Annotated in this window: 22 protein-coding genes; 13 read left to right on the plus strand and 9 right to left on the minus strand. The window is 36.8% G+C overall.

What is annotated here, in order from left to right:
- Positions 1–5: 5 nt before the first annotated feature.
- From mnmE to rpmH, 6 genes are all read right to left on the minus strand, one after another.
- On the minus strand, positions 6–1,403 hold the full coding sequence (gene mnmE / locus AB3I42_RS04995; protein ID WP_306690315.1) for a tRNA uridine-5-carboxymethylaminomethyl(34) synthesis GTPase MnmE: 1,398 nt from the start codon (positions 1,401–1,403) through the stop codon (positions 6–8).
- Between the two features lie 605 nt (positions 1,404–2,008).
- The gene (locus tag AB3I42_RS05000) at positions 2,009–3,412 is read right to left on the minus strand and encodes a hypothetical protein (RefSeq protein WP_010736773.1); all 1,404 of its coding nucleotides are present in this window, start codon (positions 3,410–3,412) and stop codon (positions 2,009–2,011) included.
- 232 nt (positions 3,413–3,644) lie between these two features.
- Positions 3,645–4,412: an RNA-binding cell elongation regulator Jag/EloR gene (jag, locus tag AB3I42_RS05005; protein ID WP_181914242.1), complete on the minus strand. Its 768-nt coding sequence runs from the start codon at positions 4,410–4,412 to the stop codon at positions 3,645–3,647.
- A gap of 14 nt (positions 4,413–4,426) precedes the next feature.
- On the minus strand, positions 4,427–5,248 hold the full coding sequence (locus tag AB3I42_RS05010; protein WP_010720506.1) for a YidC/Oxa1 family membrane protein insertase: 822 nt from the start codon (positions 5,246–5,248) through the stop codon (positions 4,427–4,429).
- Positions 5,245–5,601 carry a ribonuclease P protein component gene (gene rnpA / locus AB3I42_RS05015; RefSeq protein ID WP_010720505.1) on the minus strand — a complete coding sequence of 119 codons (357 nt, stop codon included), beginning with the start codon at positions 5,599–5,601 and terminating at the stop codon, positions 5,245–5,247. The genes AB3I42_RS05010 and rnpA overlap by 4 nt, the downstream gene beginning before the upstream one ends.
- 117 nt (positions 5,602–5,718) lie before the next feature.
- Positions 5,719–5,853, minus strand: coding sequence for a 50S ribosomal protein L34 (gene rpmH / locus AB3I42_RS05020; protein ID WP_002293121.1), 135 nt, complete (start codon positions 5,851–5,853; stop codon positions 5,719–5,721).
- Between the two features lie 532 nt (positions 5,854–6,385).
- Here rpmH and dnaA point away from each other — a divergent pair.
- The 9 genes from dnaA (at position 6,386) to rpsR (ending at position 16,592) form a co-directional block, all read left to right on the plus strand.
- On the plus strand, positions 6,386–7,720 hold the full coding sequence (dnaA, locus tag AB3I42_RS05025) for a chromosomal replication initiator protein DnaA (RefSeq protein ID WP_010720504.1): 1,335 nt from the start codon (positions 6,386–6,388) through the stop codon (positions 7,718–7,720).
- A gap of 189 nt (positions 7,721–7,909) precedes the next feature.
- On the plus strand, positions 7,910–9,040 hold the full coding sequence (gene dnaN / locus AB3I42_RS05030; protein WP_010720503.1) for a DNA polymerase III subunit beta: 1,131 nt from the start codon (positions 7,910–7,912) through the stop codon (positions 9,038–9,040).
- A gap of 211 nt (positions 9,041–9,251) precedes the next feature.
- The gene (gene yaaA, locus AB3I42_RS05035; protein ID WP_010720502.1) at positions 9,252–9,494 is read left to right on the plus strand and encodes a S4 domain-containing protein YaaA; all 243 of its coding nucleotides are present in this window, start codon (positions 9,252–9,254) and stop codon (positions 9,492–9,494) included.
- Positions 9,481–10,602, plus strand: a complete 1,122-nt coding sequence (recF, locus tag AB3I42_RS05040) for a DNA replication/repair protein RecF (RefSeq protein ID WP_034697664.1) — start codon at positions 9,481–9,483, stop codon at positions 10,600–10,602. Before yaaA ends, recF begins: the two co-directional genes overlap by 14 nt.
- Positions 10,603–12,549 (plus strand): DNA topoisomerase (ATP-hydrolyzing) subunit B, encoded by a 1,947-nt coding sequence (gene gyrB / locus AB3I42_RS05045; protein ID WP_010736776.1) that lies wholly within the window; start codon positions 10,603–10,605, stop codon positions 12,547–12,549.
- A gap of 19 nt (positions 12,550–12,568) precedes the next feature.
- Entirely contained in the window at positions 12,569–15,067 is a 2,499-nt protein-coding gene (gene gyrA, locus AB3I42_RS05050) for a DNA gyrase subunit A (RefSeq protein WP_010720499.1), read from the plus strand.
- Between the two features lie 399 nt (positions 15,068–15,466).
- Positions 15,467–15,766, plus strand: coding sequence for a 30S ribosomal protein S6 (rpsF, locus tag AB3I42_RS05055; RefSeq protein ID WP_010720498.1), 300 nt, complete (start codon positions 15,467–15,469; stop codon positions 15,764–15,766).
- A gap of 51 nt (positions 15,767–15,817) precedes the next feature.
- On the plus strand, positions 15,818–16,330 hold the full coding sequence (ssb, locus tag AB3I42_RS05060) for a single-stranded DNA-binding protein (protein ID WP_010720497.1): 513 nt from the start codon (positions 15,818–15,820) through the stop codon (positions 16,328–16,330).
- Between the two features lie 25 nt (positions 16,331–16,355).
- Positions 16,356–16,592 carry a 30S ribosomal protein S18 gene (gene rpsR, locus AB3I42_RS05065; protein ID WP_002288370.1) on the plus strand — a complete coding sequence of 79 codons (237 nt, stop codon included), beginning with the start codon at positions 16,356–16,358 and terminating at the stop codon, positions 16,590–16,592.
- A 147-nt stretch (positions 16,593–16,739) separates the two neighbouring features.
- On the opposite strand, the gene AB3I42_RS05070 is transcribed toward rpsR, so the two are convergent.
- A complete protein-coding gene (locus AB3I42_RS05070; protein WP_010736777.1) occupies positions 16,740–17,147 on the minus strand; it encodes a hypothetical protein in 408 nt (135 codons plus the stop codon).
- 238 nt (positions 17,148–17,385) lie between these two features.
- Here AB3I42_RS05070 and AB3I42_RS05075 point away from each other — a divergent pair, with 238 nt between their 5' ends.
- Together AB3I42_RS05075 and rplI are read left to right on the plus strand one after the other, a co-directional pair.
- Positions 17,386–19,359 carry a DHH family phosphoesterase gene (locus AB3I42_RS05075; RefSeq protein ID WP_034697669.1) on the plus strand — a complete coding sequence of 658 codons (1,974 nt, stop codon included), beginning with the start codon at positions 17,386–17,388 and terminating at the stop codon, positions 19,357–19,359.
- A gap of 5 nt (positions 19,360–19,364) precedes the next feature.
- A complete protein-coding gene (gene rplI / locus AB3I42_RS05080) occupies positions 19,365–19,817 on the plus strand; it encodes a 50S ribosomal protein L9 (protein ID WP_010720494.1) in 453 nt (150 codons plus the stop codon).
- A gap of 392 nt (positions 19,818–20,209) precedes the next feature.
- Here the strand turns inward: rplI and AB3I42_RS05085 are convergent, their stop codons facing one another.
- Both AB3I42_RS05085 and AB3I42_RS05090 read right to left on the minus strand, forming a co-directional pair.
- Positions 20,210–20,701, minus strand: coding sequence for a glycine zipper family protein (locus AB3I42_RS05085; protein ID WP_034867241.1), 492 nt, complete (start codon positions 20,699–20,701; stop codon positions 20,210–20,212).
- A gap of 48 nt (positions 20,702–20,749) precedes the next feature.
- Positions 20,750–20,872: a hypothetical protein gene (locus tag AB3I42_RS05090; protein ID WP_014834375.1), complete on the minus strand. Its 123-nt coding sequence runs from the start codon at positions 20,870–20,872 to the stop codon at positions 20,750–20,752.
- Positions 20,873–21,328: 456 nt separating this feature from the next.
- On the opposite strand from AB3I42_RS05090, the gene dnaB reads away from it, so the two are divergent.
- Both dnaB and AB3I42_RS05100 read left to right on the plus strand, forming a co-directional pair.
- Entirely contained in the window at positions 21,329–22,696 is a 1,368-nt protein-coding gene (gene dnaB / locus AB3I42_RS05095) for a replicative DNA helicase (RefSeq protein WP_081123091.1), read from the plus strand.
- Positions 22,697–23,132: 436 nt separating this feature from the next.
- Positions 23,133–24,425, plus strand: a complete 1,293-nt coding sequence (locus AB3I42_RS05100; RefSeq protein WP_010720491.1) for an adenylosuccinate synthase — start codon at positions 23,133–23,135, stop codon at positions 24,423–24,425.
- The last annotated feature ends 231 nt before the right edge of the window (positions 24,426–24,656 follow it).

Raw genomic sequence — 24,656 nt, forward strand, 5'->3', positions numbered from 1 at the left:
TCCTTTTATTTTCCTAAACAGAATTGACTGAATAATTGAGTGATTAATTCATCTTGTACACTGTCTCCAACGACTTCCCCTAAGTAGTCCCAACAGCGTGTCATATCGATTTGAACAAGATCTACAGGCATCCCTGCTTCAATCCCAGCAACTACTTCTGCTAATGAAATTGATGCTTTTTCAAGTAGAGCAATATGTCTGGTATTTGATACATACGTAGCATCTCTTTCACCGGTTTTCCCACCAAAGAATAAATCAGCGATAGCTGTTTCTAATTGATCTAAACCATCATTTTTAGCCACAGAAACGGCAAACACCGGTTCATCTTCTAACCACTGATCAAGTTCTTCTTTTTCTAACTTTTGCGGCAAATCTGTTTTATTTAAAAGTACAATCCGTTTCAAACCGTTAGTGGCTTCTAAAAGCTGCTCGTCTTCTCTGGTCAGTGGCTCACTTTGATTCAAGACCAATAAAATCAAATCCGATTCAGATAATGCTTTTCGACTTCTTTCTACTCCGATCTGTTCAACGAGATCTTCTGTTTCACGGATTCCTGCTGTATCAATTAATTTCAATGGTACACCACGAACGTTCACGTATTCTTCGATGACATCTCGTGTCGTTCCCGCAATATCTGTTACAATTGCTTTTTCTTCTCGCAATAAGTGATTCAACAAGCTTGATTTTCCGACATTTGGACGACCGATGATAGCTGTACTTAATCCTTCACGCAAGACTTTTCCTTGTTTCGATGTAGCAAGTAAAGCTTGGATCCTTTGTTGGATCATCGTCGCTTTTTCAAGCAATAATCGTGTAGTCAATTCTTCCACATCATCGTATTCAGGATAATCGATATTGACCTCCACTTGTGCTAATGTTTCTAAAATTTCTTGTCTTAATGAACGAATCAACGAAGAAAGATTGCCATCTAATTGATTTAAAGCTAATCCCATTGCTTTGTCCGTTTTTGCCCGAATTAAATCCATCACGGCTTCTGCTTGAGAAAGATCCACACGACCATTTAAGAAAGCTCTTTTTGTAAATTCTCCAGGTTCAGCTAGTCTTGCTCCTTCTCGTAATAGCAGTTGTAAAATTTGATTTACGACTACGATCCCACCATGACAATTGATTTCAACGACATCTTCACGAGTAAATGTTTTAGGTGCTAACATAACAGAAACCATCACTTCATCAATGATCTGTTCATTCTTTGGATCAGTAATATGCCCATAATGAATCGTATGACTAGGTACTTCCAATAAGCTTTTCTTGCCACAACGATAGACTTTATCTGCTAAAGCTACCGCTTGGTCTCCACTAAGTCGAACAATACTGATCGCTCCTTCTCCTGGTGGGGTAGAAATTGCAGCAATCGTATCAAATTCTAAAGTAATTTCAGCCATTTTTTCACTCCCTTTTTAATTTTACGCACAAAAAAAGTGCCCACTTCACCCTTTACAATAAATGGTGAACTTCGCACTTTGACTGCTTGTCCATGATTAAATTCTGAACATAGGTTATCATATTTAGTTACAAGACACAAGTATTGAAAATAGAGAACTCTGACAACTTCTGCTTTTTTACAATATCGTAAAAATTTTTTTCATTTATACATTCATTCTGATTTGAGGATATTGTACATTCTTTTTATTTCATCCTTTGTATCGTCGCGATCCTTTTCACGACTATTCAACATAAAAAATAGCCATTCAAAACAAATCGCTATCTCATCTCAGTTCTACAAAAAAACACACGAAGGCTAACCTCCATGTGCTTTTTCTATCAAAGTAAGACTACTTAAGCATCGTATACTCCGATAAGAATGATTTCTAATAAAATATACTTTGTTTAAAAAAGTTTGTCAATGTGATTCCTAAAAAGAACCACGCATATCAACCATTAAATTTTGTTTTTCTCAATATAACTGATCTTCTATGTATGATTGAATGAATTTTCAACTATAGGATAAAACGACATTTATTTTATCCCTATTCAGGAGGGTTTACCTCTATCTTTCCAATCCAGAGTTTAGTCTTTCTGCTTTTTTCTTTTTTGAAACTTTTTTATTTACAGCAGCAACTTTTCTCAGGTATTCTTCACCCGTTTTTCTATTATGTAACTCGTTTTTAACATCTTTCTGATTTATAAGAAACTGGTTTGTAAGCACGTCTCCAACTTTTTCTCCAGCTTCATTTACAACATCTATTAACAATTCTTTTTTTACTATTTTCATGCTTGGCGTCTCTTGCGCCAATTCTTTTTTATTTTTAAGAAAAAACGCGTAATTCTGATCAAGTAAATCACTATAACTCTGGTTCTTGACCTCATCTTTAGCAACTTTTAGCAGCATTTCATCCATACCCTCAATTTGTTTACATTGATCATACTCTTTGTCTTTAATAATTGCCTTAGTTTTATAACCTAGTGTATATTTGAATGCTAATCCTATATTTTTTACGATACATGCCCCTGTCATTTGTGACCTTGCAACATAATTTTCAAACTTACATTCTGATGCATGATGATGAAGCTCTTTTAACGGAAATTCTGTTGTCTTATGAAAAAACAACATATATTTATCTTGAAAAAAGCTTCCAAAGCTCACACCTTCTTTTCGGGACAAACTTAAAAAATCTCGCCATGTAGGAGCATATCTTCCTATACGAACAGCTTTTGAAATGGCTTCTATGTTTTCTTTTGATTCTTCAAACTCATATACATAGATTGATTTTAATTGTTTGGTATCCAGATCTACCCACAATTTTTCTACTGCTGCGAAACTCTCTACACATTCTGCTTTATCCTCCTTACTAACGCCTTTCCAAAGGTCTAATTTCTCTTTATCGGAAAAATCATTCCAGTTTTCCCATTGATAAAACGACGCTATTTTATTTAAATGCTCAAGAGAAATTTTTCCATCAACATTTGGCGCTTCATTAGGTACAAGTTGACCTCCTTTATTACAAACGCGCACTTTAATTTTATTGTCTTCTTTTTGAATAAGCAGGCTGACACTATGAACATCGCCTGTTCTTCGGTTATACATGATTGGTATAACTAAAAAACTATCCGGATCATTATTTACCAAGTCTTTCATGCATGGCTTAAAATATTTGTTATCGTAACTACATCCTATACTACCGTTTAAAGAGTTTATTAAGTTCTTTCGTTCTCTACCATTTTCTGTAAACTGTTCAGGATTTTTTTCAACTACCTTTTTATACAAATACATATACTCTATAAGGTTATCATATTTTACTCCAGCCTCATTATCCAGCATATTGGAAGTCCAATTCCATTTTTGATTAAAGACATGCGACATTTCTGCAATATATTTTTGTTCATTTTTTACATATTTTTCACGAGCTTTTTCGATATCTTTTATCATTTTTTTTCTTTTTTTCTCTTCCATTTTTCCCTTCCTTTCCCCCAGTCGTATTCACAGTAACATAGATTATTTTGGAGAAAGAAACTTTTTTTTAGAAAACAGAGAAAAAAAGATTTCTTGCAAAACACAACAAAAATAAAGTAGCGAAAAAGTAATCAGTTTACTTTTTCGCTACTTCATTGATTTAAACTTCTCTTATTTATCAAGCATTATTTCATTAACAAGCATTTGTTAATGAAGGAAACTCTTTTAGTGTTTATAATCGTTTTTTTACAGGTTCTACTACTAGATAACGATAAGGCTCGTCTCCTTCAGAATGAGTTTTCACATATTCATTCTTGCTTAATGCCGCATGGATTTGTTTTCTCTCAAATGCCGGCATTGGTTCTAAGAAGACTGGTTGACCGGATTTAATTGCTTTTTCGGCAGTACGATCTGCTAAGCGTTGAATGATTTCTTGTCTTTTTTCACGATAATTACCAACGTTTACTACTACAGATAGTTTATTTTTAGCAATACGGTGAATGAAAACTTGGGCTAAATACTGCAACGCATTTAATGTTTTGCCGTGTTTGCCAATTAAAATCCCTTGTTTTTGTGTATCTAATTGAAAAACGACGGTATTTGCTTCGCGGGTCATTTTTACTAAAGCTGGCGCATCTAATTGCTTGGTAATATCCGTGAGATAGACTGCTAATTCCGTTAAAGCTGCTTCATCGCCTAATTCACTGGTTTCTACTTCTTCTGGTTGGTCTTCTGTAAAGACTTCAATGGTTTCAGTTTCTTCTATCGTTTTTTCTAAAGGTTCTTCTACCGTTTCTTCAATCGTTTCTTCAATTGCTTCTGAAACAGTTTCACTAATTGAAGGTTCAATCTTAAGACGAGCATTCTTACGCCCGATCCCCAGAAATCCTTTCTTACCTTCATCTAGTATCTCAATTTCAACTTTCTCTTTATCCAATCCTAAATCGTTTAAACCAAGTTGGATTGCTTCATCAATTGTCGCAGCTTCATAAATCGGCATTAGCATTCCCTCCCTTATTTTTTACGTTTTTTCTTCGGACTCATGGCTTTTTTCAACGCACGTTCTTTTTCACGAATACGTTGAGCTTCTTCTTCTCGCTCTTTTCTAATCTTAAATGGATTATTGATTAGTAATGTTTGAACGACTTGGAAAGCATTAGATATTACCCAATATAATGAAAGACCACTTGCTAAGTTGACCCCCATAACTAAGATCATCACAGGCATCACAAAATTCATGATCTTCATTGATGCATTTGATTCAATTTGACTCATGCTACTTAGATACGTACTTGCAAAAGTAAATACCGCAGCAAGGATCGGTAAAATAAAGGTTGGATCTGCTGTTCCTAGATTTAACCATAAAAAGTTTCCTTGTTTTAATTCAGGCACACGTGAAATCGATTGCCATAACGCCATCAAAATCGGCATCTGTACTAACAACGGTAAACAACCAGCATATGGGTTCACATTATTTTCCGCATATAAACGTTGTTGCGCTTCACGTAACTTACTTTGTGTCTCAGGATCTTTTGAACTATATTCTTGTTGTAGTGCTTTTAATTTTGGTTGAAGTTCTTGGGTTTTTCGCATACTCTTTGTTTGAAAATGCATCAACGGCATCAAGATCACACGAATGATCAAAGTGAATAAAATAATCCCAATCCCTGCATTTCCAAATGACAATGCCTTGATCGCTTCTGCAAAATAATAAACGATGTAGCGATCCCAAATTCCTGTGCTTTGTGCACTTACTTCTCCAGTTCCACAACCGGATAAGACAACGACTAGACTGATAATGCCTGCCATCAAAAGTAAACGTTTGTATTTCTTCACTTACTCTTTTCCTCTCTATCGATTATTTTTGCAAGTTTTAAGACATGGACTAGATTGGAACGAATCTCATCGTAAGTTAGTCCCTTGACACTTGGTCTTGCAATCACGATAAAATCCAATTCCGGATCGATCTGTTCTTTTACAGAATAGACCGCCGCACGAATCTTACGTTTTACCTCATTGCGACATACTGCATTGCCCACTTTTTTACCTACTGAAAGCCCGACACGAAAATGTGGCTGGTCTTTTTTTTCTAAGCGGTAAACGACAAATTTACGATTAGCAAATGACGTTCCTGTATGGAATACGTTTTGAAACTCTCGTTCTTTTTTGACTCGATACGCTTTTCTCATTCGTTTTCTTTCCTTTTCTATCTTTCACTTACGTCCATAATCATAACATATTTCTCTTTATTCTTTCAGCTTTTCCCTAAAAAAGGGCATAAAAAAAACCACTGAAACCCCAGTGGCTTAAGCTGAAAGAACTTTTCTTCCTTTACGGCGACGGCTTGCTAAAACACGACGGCCATTTTTAGTACTCATACGTTTACGGAATCCGTGAACTTTTTGACGTTTACGTTTATTTGGTTGGTATGTTCTTTTCATGTATTCCACCTCCAAAATTTCTTATCTACTGTTAAAACACAGACATACTTTGATAGTATAACGACAATCAAGGTAATTTGTCAATATAAAATGAAAGGAAACTTCTGGATTTATGCATTCTATTTTTCCACAGTTTAGTTTTTTTTCGTGTGATTCGTTTGTGGAAAAAGTTATACACAAGATTTATCCACAATTATTTTTTAGGGTTTTTTACACAGAATAAACACCTGTAAAAAAAGTAATCCACAAACAGTCATTTATCTGTGAATTGAATGCTTAACTCCTTGATAAACAAAGATTTTTTATCCACAACCTACCTGGAATTTCTGTCTTTAAAACACACTTATCCACCTGTTGATTAGTGATGTGGATAAGTATTTTTCCTCGTTGTGATTTTTTTTGTTTTTTTCTCTCTTAATTTTGTGGATAATCTCAAATAAAAAATTTTTTCTGCTCTTTCTGTGGAAAACTATATGAAAAAATGATAAATTAGTACTAGTTATTCACTTTTTAATGAAGGAGGAAGCCTTATATGGTATCCCTCGATGCTTTATGGAACGAATTAAAAACAACTTATCAAAAGGATCTCTCACCTGCGAGCTATAATACTTGGATCGAAACCGCTCATCCACGTTCATTGGATCAGAGTCAATTAGTCGTCGAAGTACCAAGTAAAATTCATAAAGAATATTGGGAAAAGAATCTAACAACCAAAATTGTTGAAGTTGGTTACATGCTAACTGGAAAAGAGATCATTCCAAGGTTTGTAACTGGTGAAGAGGTGGAGCAAGAAGTCGTCGAAGAAATTAAAAGTCCTAAAATACCTGTTGCAAATCCAATAAAGAAGGCGATGTTGAACCCGAAATATACATTTGATACCTTCGTTATCGGTAAAGGAAACCAAATGGCTCATGCGGCAGCTTTAGTCGTTGCAGAAGACCCTGGTTCCATTTATAATCCTTTGTTCTTTTATGGTGGTGTCGGCCTCGGTAAAACCCATTTGATGCATGCTATCGGACATCAAATGTTGTTAAGCGAGCCTGATGCAAAGGTCAAATACGTTAGTAGTGAAACATTTGCCAATGACTTTATTAACTCGATCCAAAACAAAACTGCAGAGGAATTTCGCCAAGAATACCGAAACGTCGATCTTTTGTTGGTCGATGATATTCAATTCTTTGCTGAAAAAGAAGCTACACAGGAAGAATTTTTCCATACTTTCAATGCACTCTACAATGAAGGAAAACAAATTGTATTGACGAGTGATCGTTTACCAAATGAGATTCCAAAATTACAAGAACGTTTGGTTTCACGTTTTGCGTGGGGATTGTCAGTTGATATCACACCACCCGATTTAGAAACGAGAACTGCGATTTTACGTAAAAAAGCAGCAGCCGAACGTTTGGAAATACCCGATGATACCTTGAGTTACATTGCCGGACAAATTGATTCAAACATCCGTGAATTAGAAGGAGCACTCGTTCGCGTTCAAGCATTTGCTGCGATGAATAGTGAAGATATCTCAACTAGTTTAGCTGCAGATGCACTGAAAACACTAAAATCTGGTAAAGGTCATCCGCAATTATCTATCTTACAGATCCAAGAAGAAGTCGCGAAATATTATCATATTCAGTTAAAAGACCTAAAAGGAAAAAAACGTGTCAAATCAATCGTTGTACCGAGACAAATCGCTATGTACTTAGCAAGAGAGCTAACGGATAGTTCTTTACCAAAAATTGGTGCTGAATTTGGTGGGAAAGACCATACAACAGTGATTCATGCTCACGAAAAAATCCAGCAATTAATGGAATCAAGTGTCAGCATGCAAAATGAAGTATCCGAAATCAAAAATTTCTTATTAAATTAACTTTGAAAAACGAAAAAACGCTTTGTGGATAAAGTCAAAAAAAGCCTAAAAGTTATACACAGATTTTCCACAGCTGTTTTTTCTTTTATTTCTTGCATTTTTTTAGTTTTCCACAGAATCAACAGTACCTAATACTTTTATTATTTATATATTAACTAATAATAAATAAACGCTTAAAGGAGACACAACATGAAAGTAACTTTAAATCGAGCAAGTTTTATGCAAGAATTGCAAACTGTTCAACGTGCTATTTCAAGTAAAACCACTATTCCAATCTTGACTGGAGTCAAAATTACTTTGACTCAAGAAGGATTAACGCTAACTGGGAGTAATGCAGATATTTCTATTGAAACTTTTTTATCTGTTGAAAATGAAAAAGCCCAAATGCAAATTGAATCAACTGGAGCAATTGTGTTACAAGCTCGTTTCTTTAGTGAAATTATCCGTCGCTTACCAGAAGACACCTTTACTCTTGAAGTCTTAGAGAATAAACAAGTAGCCATTACTTCAGGAAAAGCCAACTTCTTAGTAAATGGGTTAGATGCAGACAATTACCCTCATTTACCTGTCGTTGAAAGCCATAATCAAATGAAATTACCGGTACATGTCTTAACGAAATTGATCAATGAAACAGTATTCGCTGTCTCACAACATGAAAGTCGTCCAATTCTAACAGGGGTCCATTTTATTTTAGAAGGAAATTCTCTTTTGGCTGTCGCAACTGATTCCCACCGTCTAAGCCAACGAGTGATTCCAGTTGAACAAGCAGCTGATCATTTTGATATCGTGATTCCTGGTAAAAGTCTGACTGAATTATCTCGTTCATTGACAAATGAAGAAGAAATCGTTGAGATCAGTATAATGGAAAACCAAGTACTCTTTAAAACAGAAAACATGTATTTTTATTCCCGTCTGTTGGAAGGAAACTACCCCGATACGAATCGGTTGATTCCTTCAAGCTTCAACACAGAAGTAGAATTTTCTGTTCCAAGTTTCCTTGCAGCGATTGAACGTGCCTCATTACTTTCTCATGAAGGACGTAATAATATCGTTCGTTTATCCATCCAATCAGATGCGGTGATTCTATATGGAAACTCACCTGAAATCGGAAAAGTAGAAGAAAGTCTGAATTATGTGGCAAGTAGTGGGGATCCTTTGGATATTTCCTTTAACCCTGATTACATGAAAGCTGCGTTACGTGCATTTGGTGATATGAGTATCAAAGTGAAATTTATTTCTTCTATTCGTCCGTTTACATTAGAACCAACAGAAGATGGTGTTCAATTTATCCAGTTAATCACACCAGTACGTACGAACTAATCTGTATATCATTTTGAAAAAGTAATGAAAAAAACAAAAAATAAACAAAAAGCCATAAAATCACTTTTAAGGCTTTTTGTTTATTTTTGTTTAAAACACCTTTTTTCGCTTAAATCGTCTTATATGGAAAAATATATGGATAAATTTGTTTTATTGCCTAAAAAAAGGTATAATAGAGTATACATTTATTAATGAAAATGAGGGATGAACATTGAAACAACAAGTCATTCTAAAAACAGAATTTATGACGTTGGGTCAAATGCTAAAAGAAGTCACAGTAATTAGCAGTGGTGGACAAGCAAAATGGTATTTAGCTGAAAACACTGTCTTGGTAGACGGCGAACCAGAGAATCGTCGTGGACGAAAACTTTATCCCGGCATGATGGTTGAAGTTCCAGAAGTGGGAACTTTTTTTATGGTAAAAAAAGGAATAAACGATAATGAGGCTGAATAAGCTGTATCTAAAAAATTATCGAAACTATCAGGAATTAAAGATTACGTTTACTAAAAACCTTGTCATTTTTTTAGGAGAAAATGCCCAAGGTAAGACGAATCTTTTGGAAAGTATTTATGTTTTGGCTATGACGAGAAGTCACCGTACCAGCAGTGAGCAAGAATTGATCGGATGGCAAGGCGAGCAAGCACTGATCCAGGGCGAAGTGACAAAAGGAACCTCTAAGATTCCTTTGGAGATCCTTCTTTCAAAAAAGGGACGCAAAACAAAGATCAATCATATCGAACAAAAAAAATTAAGTAGCTATGTTGGTCAATTAAATGTCATTTTATTTGCACCTGAAGACCTTTCATTAGTAAAGGGTAGTCCGCAGATCAGGCGAAAATTTCTTGATATGGAGTTAGGACAGATCAATCCGATCTATCTTTACGATTTGGTTCAATATCAAGGTATTCTAAAACAAAGAAATCAATATTTGAAACAACTGAATGAAAAAAAACAAACAGATTTACTTTATTTAGATATTTTATCTGAACAGTTAGCTGAATTTGGAAGTAAAGTATTGAAAGCACGTGCACAGTTTGTTCGACGACTGGAATTTTGGGCAAATACATTGCACCAACAAATCACCCATCAAAAAGAGCAATTAGAGATTGAATATGTCACCTCGTTTTCTTCTTTAAGTACACAAACACAAGAAGAGATCCAAACACAATTTTTAGAATTGTTGAATCAAAACAAAAAGAAAGATATGTTTCGCGGAACAACGACAATTGGACCACATCGTGATGATCTTTCTTTTTTCGTCAATCAAAAAAACGTGCAAACGTATGGTTCTCAAGGACAGCAGCGGACCACTGCTTTAAGTGTCAAGTTGGCTGAAATTGATTTGATCAAAGAAGAAACTGGGGAGTATCCAATTCTTTTACTTGATGATGTAATGAGTGAGCTAGATGATAATCGCCAACTACATTTACTAGAAACGATTGAAGGAAAGGTACAGACTTTCTTAACAACAACGACACTTGATCATGTAAAAAACAAAATGACTGTTGAACCAGAGATTTTTTATGTTCAGCAAGGGGAAATAAAAGGAGAAGAAGGCTAAATGACAGATGAAAAAAGTTTAGTAGAACGTGCAAAAGAATATGATGCCAGTCAGATCCAAGTTCTTGAAGGACTTGAAGCCGTTCGAAAACGTCCTGGTATGTATATCGGCTCCACAAGTTCGGAAGGATTACATCACTTAGTATGGGAAATCGTTGATAACTCTATCGATGAAGTCCTAGCAGGATTTGCGACGAAAATCCAAGTAATAATTGAAAAAGATAACAGTATTACTGTCATCGATGATGGCCGAGGTATCCCCGTTGATATCCAAGCCAAAACTGGTCGTCCAGCGGTAGAAACGGTGTTTACGGTACTCCATGCTGGTGGGAAATTCGGCGGAGGCGGTTATAAAGTATCTGGTGGTCTTCACGGGGTAGGTTCTTCGGTTGTAAATGCGCTCTCCACTCAGCTTGATGTAAAAGTCTACAAAGATGGAAATGTGTACTATCAGGAATATCGTCGTGGTGCTGTTGTCGATGATCTGAAGATTATTGAACAAACCGATCGAAACGGGACAACTGTTCATTTTATACCAGATCCAGAAATCTTTACGGAAACAACAGTTTTTGATTTTAATAAGCTAGCGACCCGTATCCGCGAATTAGCATTCTTGAACCGGGGAATGAAGATCTCGATTGAAGATAAGAGAGAAGAATCTCCAGTAGTAAAAGAGTACCATTATGACGGTGGGATCAAGAGCTATGTGGAATATTTGAATGCAAATAAAACGGTCATTTTTCCAGAGCCAGTTTATTTAGAAGGAGAACAACAAGACATCACGGTAGAAGTTTCCATGCAATATACCGATGGTTACCACTCCAACATCATGAGTTTTGCAAATAATATCCATACTTATGAAGGTGGTACGCATGAATCTGGCTTCAAGACAGCGTTGACACGTGTGATCAATGACTATGCACGTAAACAAAAATTGATGAAAGAAAATGATGATAACTTAACTGGTGAAGATGTGCGGGAAGGACTGACCGCAGTAATTTCGATCAAACACCCAGATCCACAATTTGAAGGGCAAACCAAAACAAAATTAGGTAATTCTGAAGTTCGGACAGTAACAGATCGTCTGTTTAGCGAGCATTTCATGAAATTCTTGTTAGAAAATCCAAGTGTTGGACGACAAATCATTGAAAAAGGATTGTTGGCTTCTAAAGCACGTCTAGCAGCGAAACGTGCCCGTGAAGTAACCAGAAGAAAAGGCGCATTAGAAATCAGTAATTTGCCTGGTAAACTGGCCGATTGCTCAAGTAATGATCCAGAAAAATGCGAATTGTTCATCGTCGAAGGAGATTCTGCCGGCGGTTCAGCAAAACAAGGGCGAAATCGTGAATTTCAAGCAATTTTACCGATTCGTGGGAAAATCTTAAATGTTGAAAAAGCAAGTATGGATAAAATTCTAGCCAATGAAGAAATCCGCTCTTTATTTACCGCTATGGGAACAGGATTCGGTGAAGACTTCGATGTTTCCAAAGCTCGTTACCACAAATTAGTGATTATGACGGATGCCGATGTCGATGGTGCCCATATTCGAACATTGCTCTTAACCTTGTTTTATCGTTATATGCGCCCAATTGTTGAAGCGGGATATGTTTATATTGCACAACCGCCGCTATACGGGGTAAAACAAGGGAAAAAAATCACGTATGTACAACCCGGTAAAAACGCTGAAGAAGATTTGAAACAAGTAGTTGCTTCTCTACCAGCTACACCAAAACCAAGTGTTCAACGATACAAAGGGTTAGGTGAAATGGATGACCATCAACTATGGGAAACAACGATGGACCCTAGCAATCGTATGATGGCTCGTGTTAGTGTGGATGATGCTATCGCAGCTGATCAAATTTTTGAAATGTTAATGGGTGATCGAGTGGAACCTCGTCGTGCATTCATTGAAGAAAATGCCCATTATGTGAAAAACTTAGATATTTAGTCATGAAGGAGGAAAAAAGATGAGTGAAGAAATCAGAGAGAACATCCATGATGTCAATCTAACTAGCGAAATGAAAGACTCCTTCATCGATTATGCGATGAGTGTTATTGTTGCTCGTGCACTACCGGATGTTCGAGATGGGTTAAAACCTGTTCATCGCCGTATTTTATACGGGATGAACGAATTGGGTGTGACCCCAGATAAAGCCCATAAAAAATCTGCCAGAATCGTTGGGGATGTTATGGGTAAGTATCACCCCCATGGAGACAGTGCTATTTATGAATCCATGGTACGGATGGCACAACCATTTAGTTATCGGTACATGCTAGTGGATGGACATGGTAACTTTGGTTCTGTCGATGGTGATGGAGCAGCTGCGATGCGGTACACCGAAGCACGTATGAGTAAAATTGCCACGGAGATGCTACGGGATATCAATAAAAATACTGTAGATTTCCAAAGTAACTATGACGATACAGAAAGGGAACCAGTCGTACTTCCAGCACGCTTTCCTAATCTGCTAGTTAACGGAACAACAGGGATCGCAGTTGGTATGGCGACGAATATCCCCCCTCATAATTTATCTGAGGTAGTAGCAGCGATCGATCTATTGATGGAAAATCCAGAAGTAACAACCAATGAATTGATGGAAGTTTTACCTGGTCCCGATTTTCCAACCGGTGGTCTCGTAATGGGTAAATCAGGTATTCGCCGTGCTTACGAAACGGGGAAAGGGTCAATAACTGTTCGAGCAAAAGTAGAAATCACGGAGATGCCTAATGGCAAAGAACGAATTATCGTAACGGAACTTCCTTATATGGTCAATAAAGCAAAATTGATCGAACGAATCTCTGAATTACACCGTGATAAACGGATTGAAGGAATTACGGATTTGCGTGATGAGTCTTCTCGTGAAGGAATGCGGATCGTTATCGATATCCGCCGTGATGCAAGTGCTTCGGTTATTTTAAATAACCTGTATAAGTTGACTTCATTACAAAATTCATTTGGTTTCAATATGCTGGCCATTGAAAAAGGCGTTCCTAAAGTACTGAGTCTTAAACAAATACTTGAAAACTATGTAGAGCATCAGCGTGAAGTGATCACTCGCCGAACGATTTTTGAAAAAGAAAAGGCAGAAGCACGAGCTCACATTTTAGAAGGTTTACGGATCGCATTGGACCATATTGATGAAATCATTGCAATTATCCGTGGGTCTAAATCTGACGATGAAGCAAAAACAACGATGATTGATCGTTTTGAATTATCTGATCGACAAGCGCAAGCGATCTTAGATATGCGTTTACGTCGTCTAACTGGTTTAGAACGTGAGAAAATCGAAAATGAATACCAAGAATTATTACGATTGATCGAAGATTTAACGGATATTCTTGCTCGTCCAGAACGTGTGACCGAAATCATCAAAACAGAGCTAGCAGAATTAAACCAACGTTTTGGTGACAAACGTCGTACAGAATTACTAGTGGGTGAAGTTTTAAGTCTTGAAGATGAAGACTTGATCGAAGAAGAAGAAATCGTTATTACACTCACGAACAATGGGTATATCAAACGTTTAGCGAACAATGAATTTAGAGCACAACGTCGTGGTGGACGCGGTGTACAAGGAATGGGCGTGCATAACGATGACTTCGTCAAAAACCTTGTCTCTTGTTCGACACATGACACCTTGCTATTCTTTACCAATAACGGGAAAGTCTATCGTGCCAAAGGATATGAAATTCCAGAATATGGTCGAACTGCGAAAGGAATTCCAATCATTAACTTGTTAGGGATCGATTCAAGTGAAAAAATTCAAGCAATTATCGCAGTCACCGGTGAAGCTCAAGAAGGACATTACCTCTTCTTCACTACTCGTCAAGGAACGGTGAAACGGACCACCGTAACTGCTTTTGCGAATATCCGCAGTAATGGATTGATTGCGATTGGCTTAAAAGAAGACGATGAATTAGTCAACGTGTTGTTAACAGATGGTCAATCAAACATTATCATTGGTACACATGATGGTTATTCGGTAACGTTTGCGGAAGGAGCTGTTCGGGACATGGGACGGACAGCGTCAGGAGTTCGAGGTATTCGTTTAAGAGAAGACGATTATGTGATTGGTGCTGCCTTGATGAATGAAAATCATGAAGTCTTGATCATTACTGAAAAAGGCTATGGTAAACGAACGAAAGTGAAAGAGTATCCAGTGAAAGGTCGCGGCGGTAAAGGGATCAAAACAGCCAATATCACTGAAAAAAATGGTCCATTAGCTGGACTAGCCACGATTGTTGGAACAGAAGATATCATGCTGATCACAGATAAAGGCGTTATTATTCGTTTCAATGTCTCAACTGTTTCTCAAACTGGACGTGCTACACTTGGCGTACGTTTGATCAAAATGGAAGCTGATACGAAGGTTGTGACAATGGCGGCCGTCGAGCCAGAAAGCACAGAAGAAACTGAGACACCAACAGAGACCGTGGAAGATACCACAATAGATAAAACAGAAGAATAGTCAAAAAACAGGGCTTGTCTCAGCGATGGGAAGCTTGTAAAAATAAGCCACAACCTCCGATACACAATGATTGTCGGAGGTTGTGGCTTATTATTGTTTTATGTTCATGGATTCTTTTGCAACATAAAAAAGAATCCACCTACGAATAGCTCTTGTAGTTTTTATACTTTGTTATTGTAGGAGATCGTGTTTTTCAAGAGATTCAAAAAGAGAACTTTCGGCAGTCATTTAGTAAAGCATCTTATTAAAAACTTCTTTCTACACTATTTTCCCTTCAGCTTATTGCTTTTTTCACTCTATACGTGTATAATTAAAGATTGTGAGTAGTCTAATTTATTAGAAAACTCTCCTTGCTCTTGGGAATCTAAGAGCCGAAAGTCCATAGGGAGGTGAAAATCAATGGAAAATACGAAATATGAAATCATGTACATTATTCGTCCAAACATTGATGAAGAAGCAAAAACTGCTTTAATCGAACGTTTCGATGCAATCTTGAAAGATAACGGAGCTGAAGTTATCGAATCTAAAGATTGGGAAAAACGCCGTTTAGCGTATGAAATGAACGGTTACCGTGAAGGTATCTATCACATCGTTAAAGTGTCTTCTCCATCATCAGCAACTGCTGTCAATGAATTTGACCGTCTTGCTAAAATCAACGACGATATCATTCGTCACATGATCGTGAAAGAAGAAGCATAATTTATTGTTTCATGTGGAACAATAGAACAACGATGAGAGGAGATGAATCTTTTGATTAATAATGTTGTACTAGTTGGACGTCTAACTAAAGATCCGGATTTACGATATACATCAAGTGGCACTGCAGTAGCAACGTTTACTTTAGCTGTTAATCGTAATTTTACTAGCCAAAACGGCAATCGTGAGGCTGACTTTATTAATTGTGTGATTTGGCGTAAATCAGCAGAGACATTAGCAAACTATGCTCGTAAGGGGACTCTTTTAGGAGTTACTGGACGTATCCAAACTCGTTCTTATGATAATCAGCAAGGACAACGTGTATACGTAACAGAAGTAGTTGCTGAAAACTTCCAATTATTGGAAAGTCGTGCTGCATCTGAAAATCGTCAACAAACTGGCGGTTACCAAAGCTCTGGTCAATCGACAAATGATTTTGGCGGAAGTAATAACTATAATCAAACATCTCAATCATCCAACGGTATGCCTGATTTTGATCGTGACAATTCTGATCCATTTGGTTCAAGTTCAACGATCGACATTTCAGACGATGATTTACCATTCTAAACGAATTTGATAGGAGGGAAATAGAATGGCACAACAAAGAAGAGGCGGACGTAAACGTCGTAAAGTAGACTATATTGCTGCTAACCATATTGAATATATCGATTATAAAGATATTGAATTACTAAAAAGATTTATCTCAGAACGTGGAAAAATCTTGCCACGTCGTGTAACAGGTACAGGCGCTAAAAACCAACGTAAAATTACTGTTGCTATCAAACGCGCACGTATCATGGGCTTACTACCTTTCGTAAGTGAAGATTAATTGAAATAATGAAACGAGGAAATGGTTTTACTACCGTTCCCTCGTTTTTTACTTTTTGAGAATAAATGTTTAGATGTTTTATTATCAAAAAAAAGAGTGTCATCTATACTTAGAAGAATCATAGAGAAAAGCATCCACGATTTTCGTTTAGGATTGGGGATAAAGAATACTATCTTTAAAAATTCCATCTCCCCAAATCTGACTTTCCGACAAGCTGCTCTCAATCAACTCGATTGGTTGCTGATTGACTAAGATCATTGCACAACGGTAGCCAGCGAAAGGTTGATAAAGAGGCATGATGATTTCTTGTCCTTTCAATGCTAGCTCAATGTTATCGACTGTAAAAGCAACATGAGCTTCTTTTTGAATGATTGGATCAAGACGACAATCGGGACCAAAGGCATGGAGTTCGATTGGCATAGATAAAGAATTTTTCACATCCAGTGAGTACATATCGAATAAAGGACTATACTTTGTTTCTGGATGATCTTTGATTTCTTCCAGATCGATTGGTTTACCGATATGATGGAAGCTTAATTTGTTCATTTTATTCATATAATGCTCCTTTGCCTTTTATAAATTGCTCATTTGAACATTCAAAGTAGTAATAATTTGCTTTATTTCGGTTTGAGGTTAGATGATAACTGTCATTTCAAGGTTGAAAACAAGTTATTCTACCATTTTTTTTAATACAGTGAAAAGTATTTTCAGTTAAATAATCAAGCATTTGTTTAGTCGCTTGAATACGGGAAGTTATGGTAAAATTAAACTAATCAACTATGGGAGGAAGAAGATGGAAAAAGAAAAAGAAAACTTAACCCCTAGACCTCTCTTCATTTTTTTATTTTTATTGCTTGAAGTACTGGTTGTATTATTTATGCCATTTCGTTTTGTTAGCGCTTTGGTTGTGCTTTTGATGAACCTTTTTGGCTTACGTTATTGGTTGAAATTAAAACGATGGCTAATGATAAAAAATCGTGAAAAAATCCAACAAGCCTCAACGGTGGCTGAGAACAATCTTGCTTATGTCTCCGAAGTGATGCCAGTAGGAGTGATTGCGTACCAACCAACAAGCCAAAAAATTGAATGGTTGAACCCACTCGCCTTAAAAATCAAAGATCAAAGCAGCTTAACAGAAGAAGAACTATTAGATGCTTTTTTTTCGGCAAAAGAGAAAAAGAAAAAACAAGTATATTTAGCAGATCGAACCTTTCAATTTGAAATGGATACAGTAAAGGGGGTCGTTTATTTCAACGATATCACCCAAAATCAATTGTTGAAGCTCCATCAAACCAACAGTCAGCCAGTGATTGGTATCTTATCAATTGATAATTATGCAGATGCTATCGATAAGTTAGATGACAAAGAAATCTCTTATCTCAATTCGTTTGTGACTACAATGGTGTCTGATTGGATGAACGAATACCATGTCTTTTTTAAGCGGATCACTGCAGAACGCTTTTTCTTTGTCGCACAAATGATTGATTTGAAAAAAATGATGGACAAAAAATTTGATCTGTTGGATCGTTTACGTGCAGAAGCAGAGCGACAAAATTTGCCAATTACTCTAAGTATGGGGATTGCTTACGGTCAAGATTCGTTAGATGAAATTGGGGGAGAAGCCCAAAATAATTTGGACATTGCTCTAGTTCGAGGTGGCGACCAAGTTGTCGTGAAAGAACTACGTGAGGGAGCAAAACCTGTTTACTATGGAGGAAAATCAGCTAAGTCAGTCAAACGAACCCGTGTACGTTCACGAGCGATGAGTACTGCACTTCGTAAGATTTTTACTGAAACTGGCGATGTATTTATCATGGGGCATAAATTCCCCGATATGGATGCTATTGGTTCAGCATTTGGGGTAAGTTGCTTAGCTCGTTTCAATCAAAAAAAAGCGTATATCGTACTTGATGAAAACGAGATTATTCCAGACGTAGAACGATGTTTAGAGGAAATTCATAAACACCCTGAACTAGAAGCACAGCTGATTTCGCCCAAAAAAGCGATGGAGCTTAAAAAAGAAGAAGACCTGCTAGTTATGGTAGATTACCACAAACCCTCGCTATCGATCTCTCAGAGCCTATATGAGCAATTTGATAAGATCGTTATTATTGATCATCATCGACGTGGGGAGGAGTTCCCAAGTAAGCCGCTGTTGACGTATATCGAATCTTCTGCTTCTTCTGCTTCAGAGTTAGTAACAGAACTAATTCAGTATCAAAGCAATCGCACGAATCGCTTAGATCGTTTTGAAGCGACGTTGTTATTGGCAGGCATGACTGTTGATACGAACAGTTTTAATGTACGCACAACAGCACGAACTTTTGATGTAGCAAGTTATTTAAGGTCTTGTAGTGCGGATGCTTCCCTAGTACAATATTTATTGAGTTCAGATTTAGCAACCTATTTGGAAATCAGCCATTTGATTGCACAGAGCGAATATGTAACTTCAGATATTGTCGTAGCAGCTGGGACAGATGAAAAGGAATATAATAGTGTGATCGCTGCGAAAACGGCAGACACCCTCTTATCAATGATCAATATCAATGGGGCTTTTGTCATCACGAAACGAACGGACGGGCTAGTCGGGATCAGTGCTCGTAGTTCGGGCACGATCAATGTTCAAGTGATCATGGAGTCTCTTGGCGGCGGCGGTCATTTCACCAATGCAGCGACCCAATTGGAAGGTGTCACAGTAGAAGAAACCAAACAGCGTTTACTTGCTGCAATCAAAGAAAATAGGAATCAATTATATGATAAGGAGTAATGGATATGAAAGTCATTTTCTTACAAGATGTAAAAGGTAAAGGAAAAAAAGGTGACGTTAAAGAAGTACCGAATGGTTACGCACAAAATTTCCTATTAAAAAATAATTTGGCAAAAGAAGCAAATAAAAGTAGTATTAGCCAATTAGCTGGACAAAAAAAGGCACAAGAAAAACAAGAAGCTGAAATTTTAGAAGAAGCAAAAGAACTAAAAGGATTTTTAGAAAAAGAAGAAACGGTTGTCGAACTGAAAGCCAAAGCTGGTGAAGATGGACGTTTATTCGGTTCAATCCCTTCAAAACAAATTGCTGAAGGATTGAACAAGCAATACAAAGTAAAACTAGATAAACGAAAAATCGAATTGAATAATCCAATCCGTACGTTAGGTTACACGAACGTACCAGTCAAATTGCATCATGAAGTGACTGCAACGATCAAAGTGCATGTGGTAGCAGAATAGCTACCTCACCAATCATTTCTGTTAGCAGTCTCTTGAGGTTTTGTAATAGGACTTGTTGAGAAATGATCGCAGAGACTGAGAGTTCTCTTCAAAAAGAAATCAGCCGGATTTTGATGAATCATGTCAAAATCCGGCTGATTTTTTTCATTTAATGGTAAAGATATTTGATAGGATGGTATGGAAAGCATACTTTCTTTTCAATTGATTTTAGCTACTTTATTCTTACAAGATTATGTGCTTTTTAATACCCTAGATCAAAAAAGTGGGACATTAACCAGATTTTTTTGTTCATGTCCTAGACTCTTTAAGCTTAGATTATTTTTTCTTGCGATATTTCAAAAATAGTAATATCATCACAAGGATTGTTGAATAAATTAATAAGGTTCCCAGTCTCATATACTACACTGCGTTTGTGACGTTAAACTGCAAATCGGAAATTCTGCTGTTAAAGTCATCCGCACTCCTCCATTTGATCTATTTTTACTAATCATTGTTTTTACATCACTTTGACCTTGATCGCAACGTTTGGCTAATACTGCAGCACCAATAATTGTCCCAACTACAGCTCCAATCACACCACCAATTACAGCACCATAACCCGCACCATTTACTGCTAAACCAACAGAACAAAAACCTAAATAGTCTCTTAAATTAGCTAATCCTGTCTTACTAGTGGCATAATCGTTGATACCACCATTAACAAATTTTTCTGACCACCCGGTAGTATCGTAAAGTCCTCGTGCGAACGTATTGTCACCATAAGCATAGTGGACTTCAGCGCCATCATATTTTAAGATAAGAGACTGGATCAAAGCTTTTGTTTCTGCTGAGTCTGGCTGATTCAGTAACTGTTGTTTGATCTCTGGACGATTCACTTCTTGCACAAAAGTTTTGTATAATTCATTGGATTCGACAATCTTGACTTGATCTAGTTAAAAATGGTTTTCAGCTGGTACACTAGCGGTTTTCTCAGCTGCATCAACGATTTGTGTTACTCCTGGTACTACGGATCCAAATAAAGACAGACAAGACAATAAAATAGCAACGAGTTTCATTTTTTTCGTAACACATTTCCTCCTAAAATTTTTTGCGCGGGATAGAAAACGATTTCTTTGATGGATTCTTGCACAATCAATAGTATATAGTATTAAATAATCATAAGCGATCTATTTTTTGTCAAAAATGAAAAAACAGGAAAAAAGTTTCCTTTTTTTTTTCGATTATGACAACACCTATTGAACATATAGCTAGTTTGGTACTAGCATAAAGGATCACTTGACTGATATACTTTTTATAGTTGTTTCATTTTATCAAGGGATCTTCGTTCTCAAAGTTTTTGCTAGTTTAAGATTTTGATGAATCTACATATGTATTTTTTGTACTTATTCTTGGTATTGACTGTCTCTTTTATTGATTTCGAAAGATAAGCAACCATTACACTCACTTTTTTAAAGTGACTTTTTTACGATTTTCTTGTAAAATAAAGCAATTGAAGACAAGGAGCGATATGTATGAATGAAGTGTGGCAGGATCGAATTCCACCGCAAAATATTGAAGCTGAACAAGCGGTTTTAGGATCGGTTTTTTTAGATGCTGAAACGATCATTGATGCCATGGAGTACATAGAACCGAAAGACTTTTATCGTCGGGGACATCAAATCATTTTTGAAACAATGATCGAATTAAATGACCGTAATGAAGCAATAGATGTAGTGACTGTAAAAGATCGGTTGGAGCAAGCGAACTTATTAGAAGATGCTGGTGGGTTAAGCTACCTTTCAGATTTAGCGTTAGCAGTACCTACTGCAGCAAATATCGTCTACTATGCGAAAATCGTTGAAGAAAAATCATTGCTTCGCACACTGATCCAAACAGCTACTGGGATCGTGACAAAAGGGTTTGAACAAGGGGAAGAAGTCCAATCGATTCTGGATGATGCCGAGCGCAGTATTTTAGAAGTATCCGAAAAAAGAAACCGCAGTGGCTTTCTATCTATTGCAGAAGTCTTGAACTCAACCATTGAAAATATTGACCAGCTGGCCCAAAATAATGAAGAAATCACAGGATTACCGACTGGATACAAAGGACTTGATAAAATGACAGCAGGTTTTCAACCTGAGGAATTGATCATCCTAGCAGCTCGGCCTGCGGTAGGGAAAACAGCTTTCGCATTAAATATAGCTCAAAATGTCGGGACAAAAACCGATCGTTCAGTTGCTATTTTTAGTTTGGAAATGGGGGCTGAGTCACTTGTTAATCGGATGCTTTGTGCGGAAGGGTCGATCGAAGCAAGCCATTTGCGTACCGGTCAACTTTCTGAAGAAGAGTGGTCCAATTTGATCGTTGCAATGGGTAGTTTGTCACGGGCAAATATCTTTATTGATGATACTCCAGGAATAAAAATTTCTGAGATTCGTGCCAAATGCAGAAAATTAGCGCAGGAAAAAGGAAATCTTGGATTGATCTTGATTGACTACTTGCAATTGATTGAAGGAAACGGGAGAGAAAATCGTCAACAAGAAGTATCTGATATTTCACGTCAATTAAAAAAGCTAGCCAAAGAATTAAAAGTACCCGTTATTGCGTTGTCTCAGCTTTCCCGTGGAGTAGAACAACGTCAAGATAAACGTCCTGTATTAAGTGATATCCGTGAATCGGGTTCCATTGAGCAAGATGCTGATATCGTAGCCTTCTTATATCGAGATGATTACTATGAAAGAGAAGGTGGCGAAGACAATGAGGATAACGAACCAAAAAACGACAATGTCATTGAAGTCATCATCGAAAAAAACCGTAGTGGTGCCCGTGGTACAGTAGAATTACTGTTTATCAAAGAATACAACAAATTTTCGTCGTTATCCCCGAGAGAAGAATATTGATTATAAATTGACTATAAAAAAGCACCTCCAAATTATCTCGTTAATTTGGAGGTGCTTTTTTAGCTATCGATCATTCCAACTGTTCTTTATCAAAAGAAAACGCAGCAGAATCACATTTGGGAAATAATAGTATAGTAAATTAGGAAGCAGTCTACCCTAGTAATCATTATTTCTAATAAGCAAAGATGTTTAGATTACGATTCTGTCAGTGGCAACGAGTAATAAACCCTAAAAAACTATCTTATTTGCTTTGTACTAAAGGAATTTTCTTCTCTGAATAGTTTGGTTTACACTAGTTTCTATTTAAAATGTATCATCGTTCGTTTTTCAAGCGTTTTTATAAAATAAATAAAAGAATCATTCGATTTTAGTTGAATAAGTAATGAGTTATTGTTACAATAATTCAGGATTAAATAAAATAAAACGAGGTGTTCAAATGTCATCTGTAGTAGTGGTAGGTACACAATGGGGCGACGAAGGGAAAGGAAAAATTACTGACTTTCTTAGTGAAAATGCTGAAGTGATCGCACGGTACCAAGGTGGCGATAATGCAGGACACACGATCAAATTCAACGGTGTTACTTATAAACTGCATTTGATTCCTTCGGGGATTTTTTATAAAGATAAAATCAGTGTGATCGGGAATGGTGTGGTAGTCAATCCTAAATCATTAGTCAAAGAGTTAGCTTATTTACATGAAAAAGGTGTAACTACTGATAACTTACGTATTTCTGACCGAGCACATGTTATTTTGCCTTATCACATCAAGTTGGATCAATTACAAGAAGATGCAAAAGGTGAAAATAAAATCGGTACAACAATCAAAGGGATCGGACCAGCATACATGGACAAAGCAGCTCGTGTAGGGATCCGCATCGCTGACTTACTAGACAAAGAAATTTTTGAAGAACGCTTACGTTTAAACTTAGAAGATAAAAACCGTCAATTTGTAAAAATGTTTGATTCTGAGCCAATTGATTTTGACTCGATATTTGAAGAATATTATGAATATGGTCAACAAATCAAACAGTATGTTACTGATACATCTGTCATTTTAAATGATGCCCTAGATGCAGGAAAACGAGTATTATTTGAAGGCGCACAAGGGGTTATGCTGGATATCGACCAAGGAACCTATCCATTTGTTACTTCTTCAAACCCAGTCGCAGGTGGCGTAACGATCGGTAGTGGCGTAGGTCCATCTAAAATCAATAAAGTTGTTGGTGTATGTAAAGCTTATACTTCTCGTGTAGGAGATGGTCCATTCCCAACTGAATTGTTTGATGAAACGGGACAACAAATTCGTGAAGTTGGTCGCGAATACGGAACGACTACAGGTCGTCCACGACGTGTGGGATGGTTTGATTCAGTAGTGATGCGTCACTCAAAACGTGTTTCAGGAATTACTAATCTATCCCTTAATTCAATTGATGTCTTAAGTGGACTTGATACAGTAAAAATTTGTACAGCTTATGAGCTCGATGGAGAATTGATTTATCATTATCCAGCAAGTTTGAAAGAATTGAAACGTTGTAAACCTGTTTATGAAGAACTTCCAGGTTGGTCTGAAGATATTACAGCATGCAAAACACTTGCTGAATTACCAGAAAATGCACGTAACTATGTCAGACGTATTTCTGAACTCGTAGGTGTGCGTATTTCAACATTTTCTGTTGGACCTGATAGAACACAAACAAATATCTTAGAAAGCGTCTGGGCACAAATTTAAGCCATTCAGCTAAGTTCGTTGAGACAGGACATTCTTGTTCCTTAAGAATGAACGAAATAGCAGAAGTATAGGTAAGAATGCTCATGCGGTAAAGAAAGAAAACGTCGAAACTGCGAAATTTGTTTTTAACATTTTTGTAGATTTTGGCGTTTTTTTTCAATAAGTAATCAAAGTTGGTTTAGAGGTGAGCGTTGTTCTTCTTTTTAATCATCCATTTAAATTTTACGAAGA

The organism is Enterococcus sp. C53 (assembly GCF_040887425.1).
Lineage (GTDB): Bacteria > Bacillota > Bacilli > Lactobacillales > Enterococcaceae > Enterococcus_B > Enterococcus_B hirae.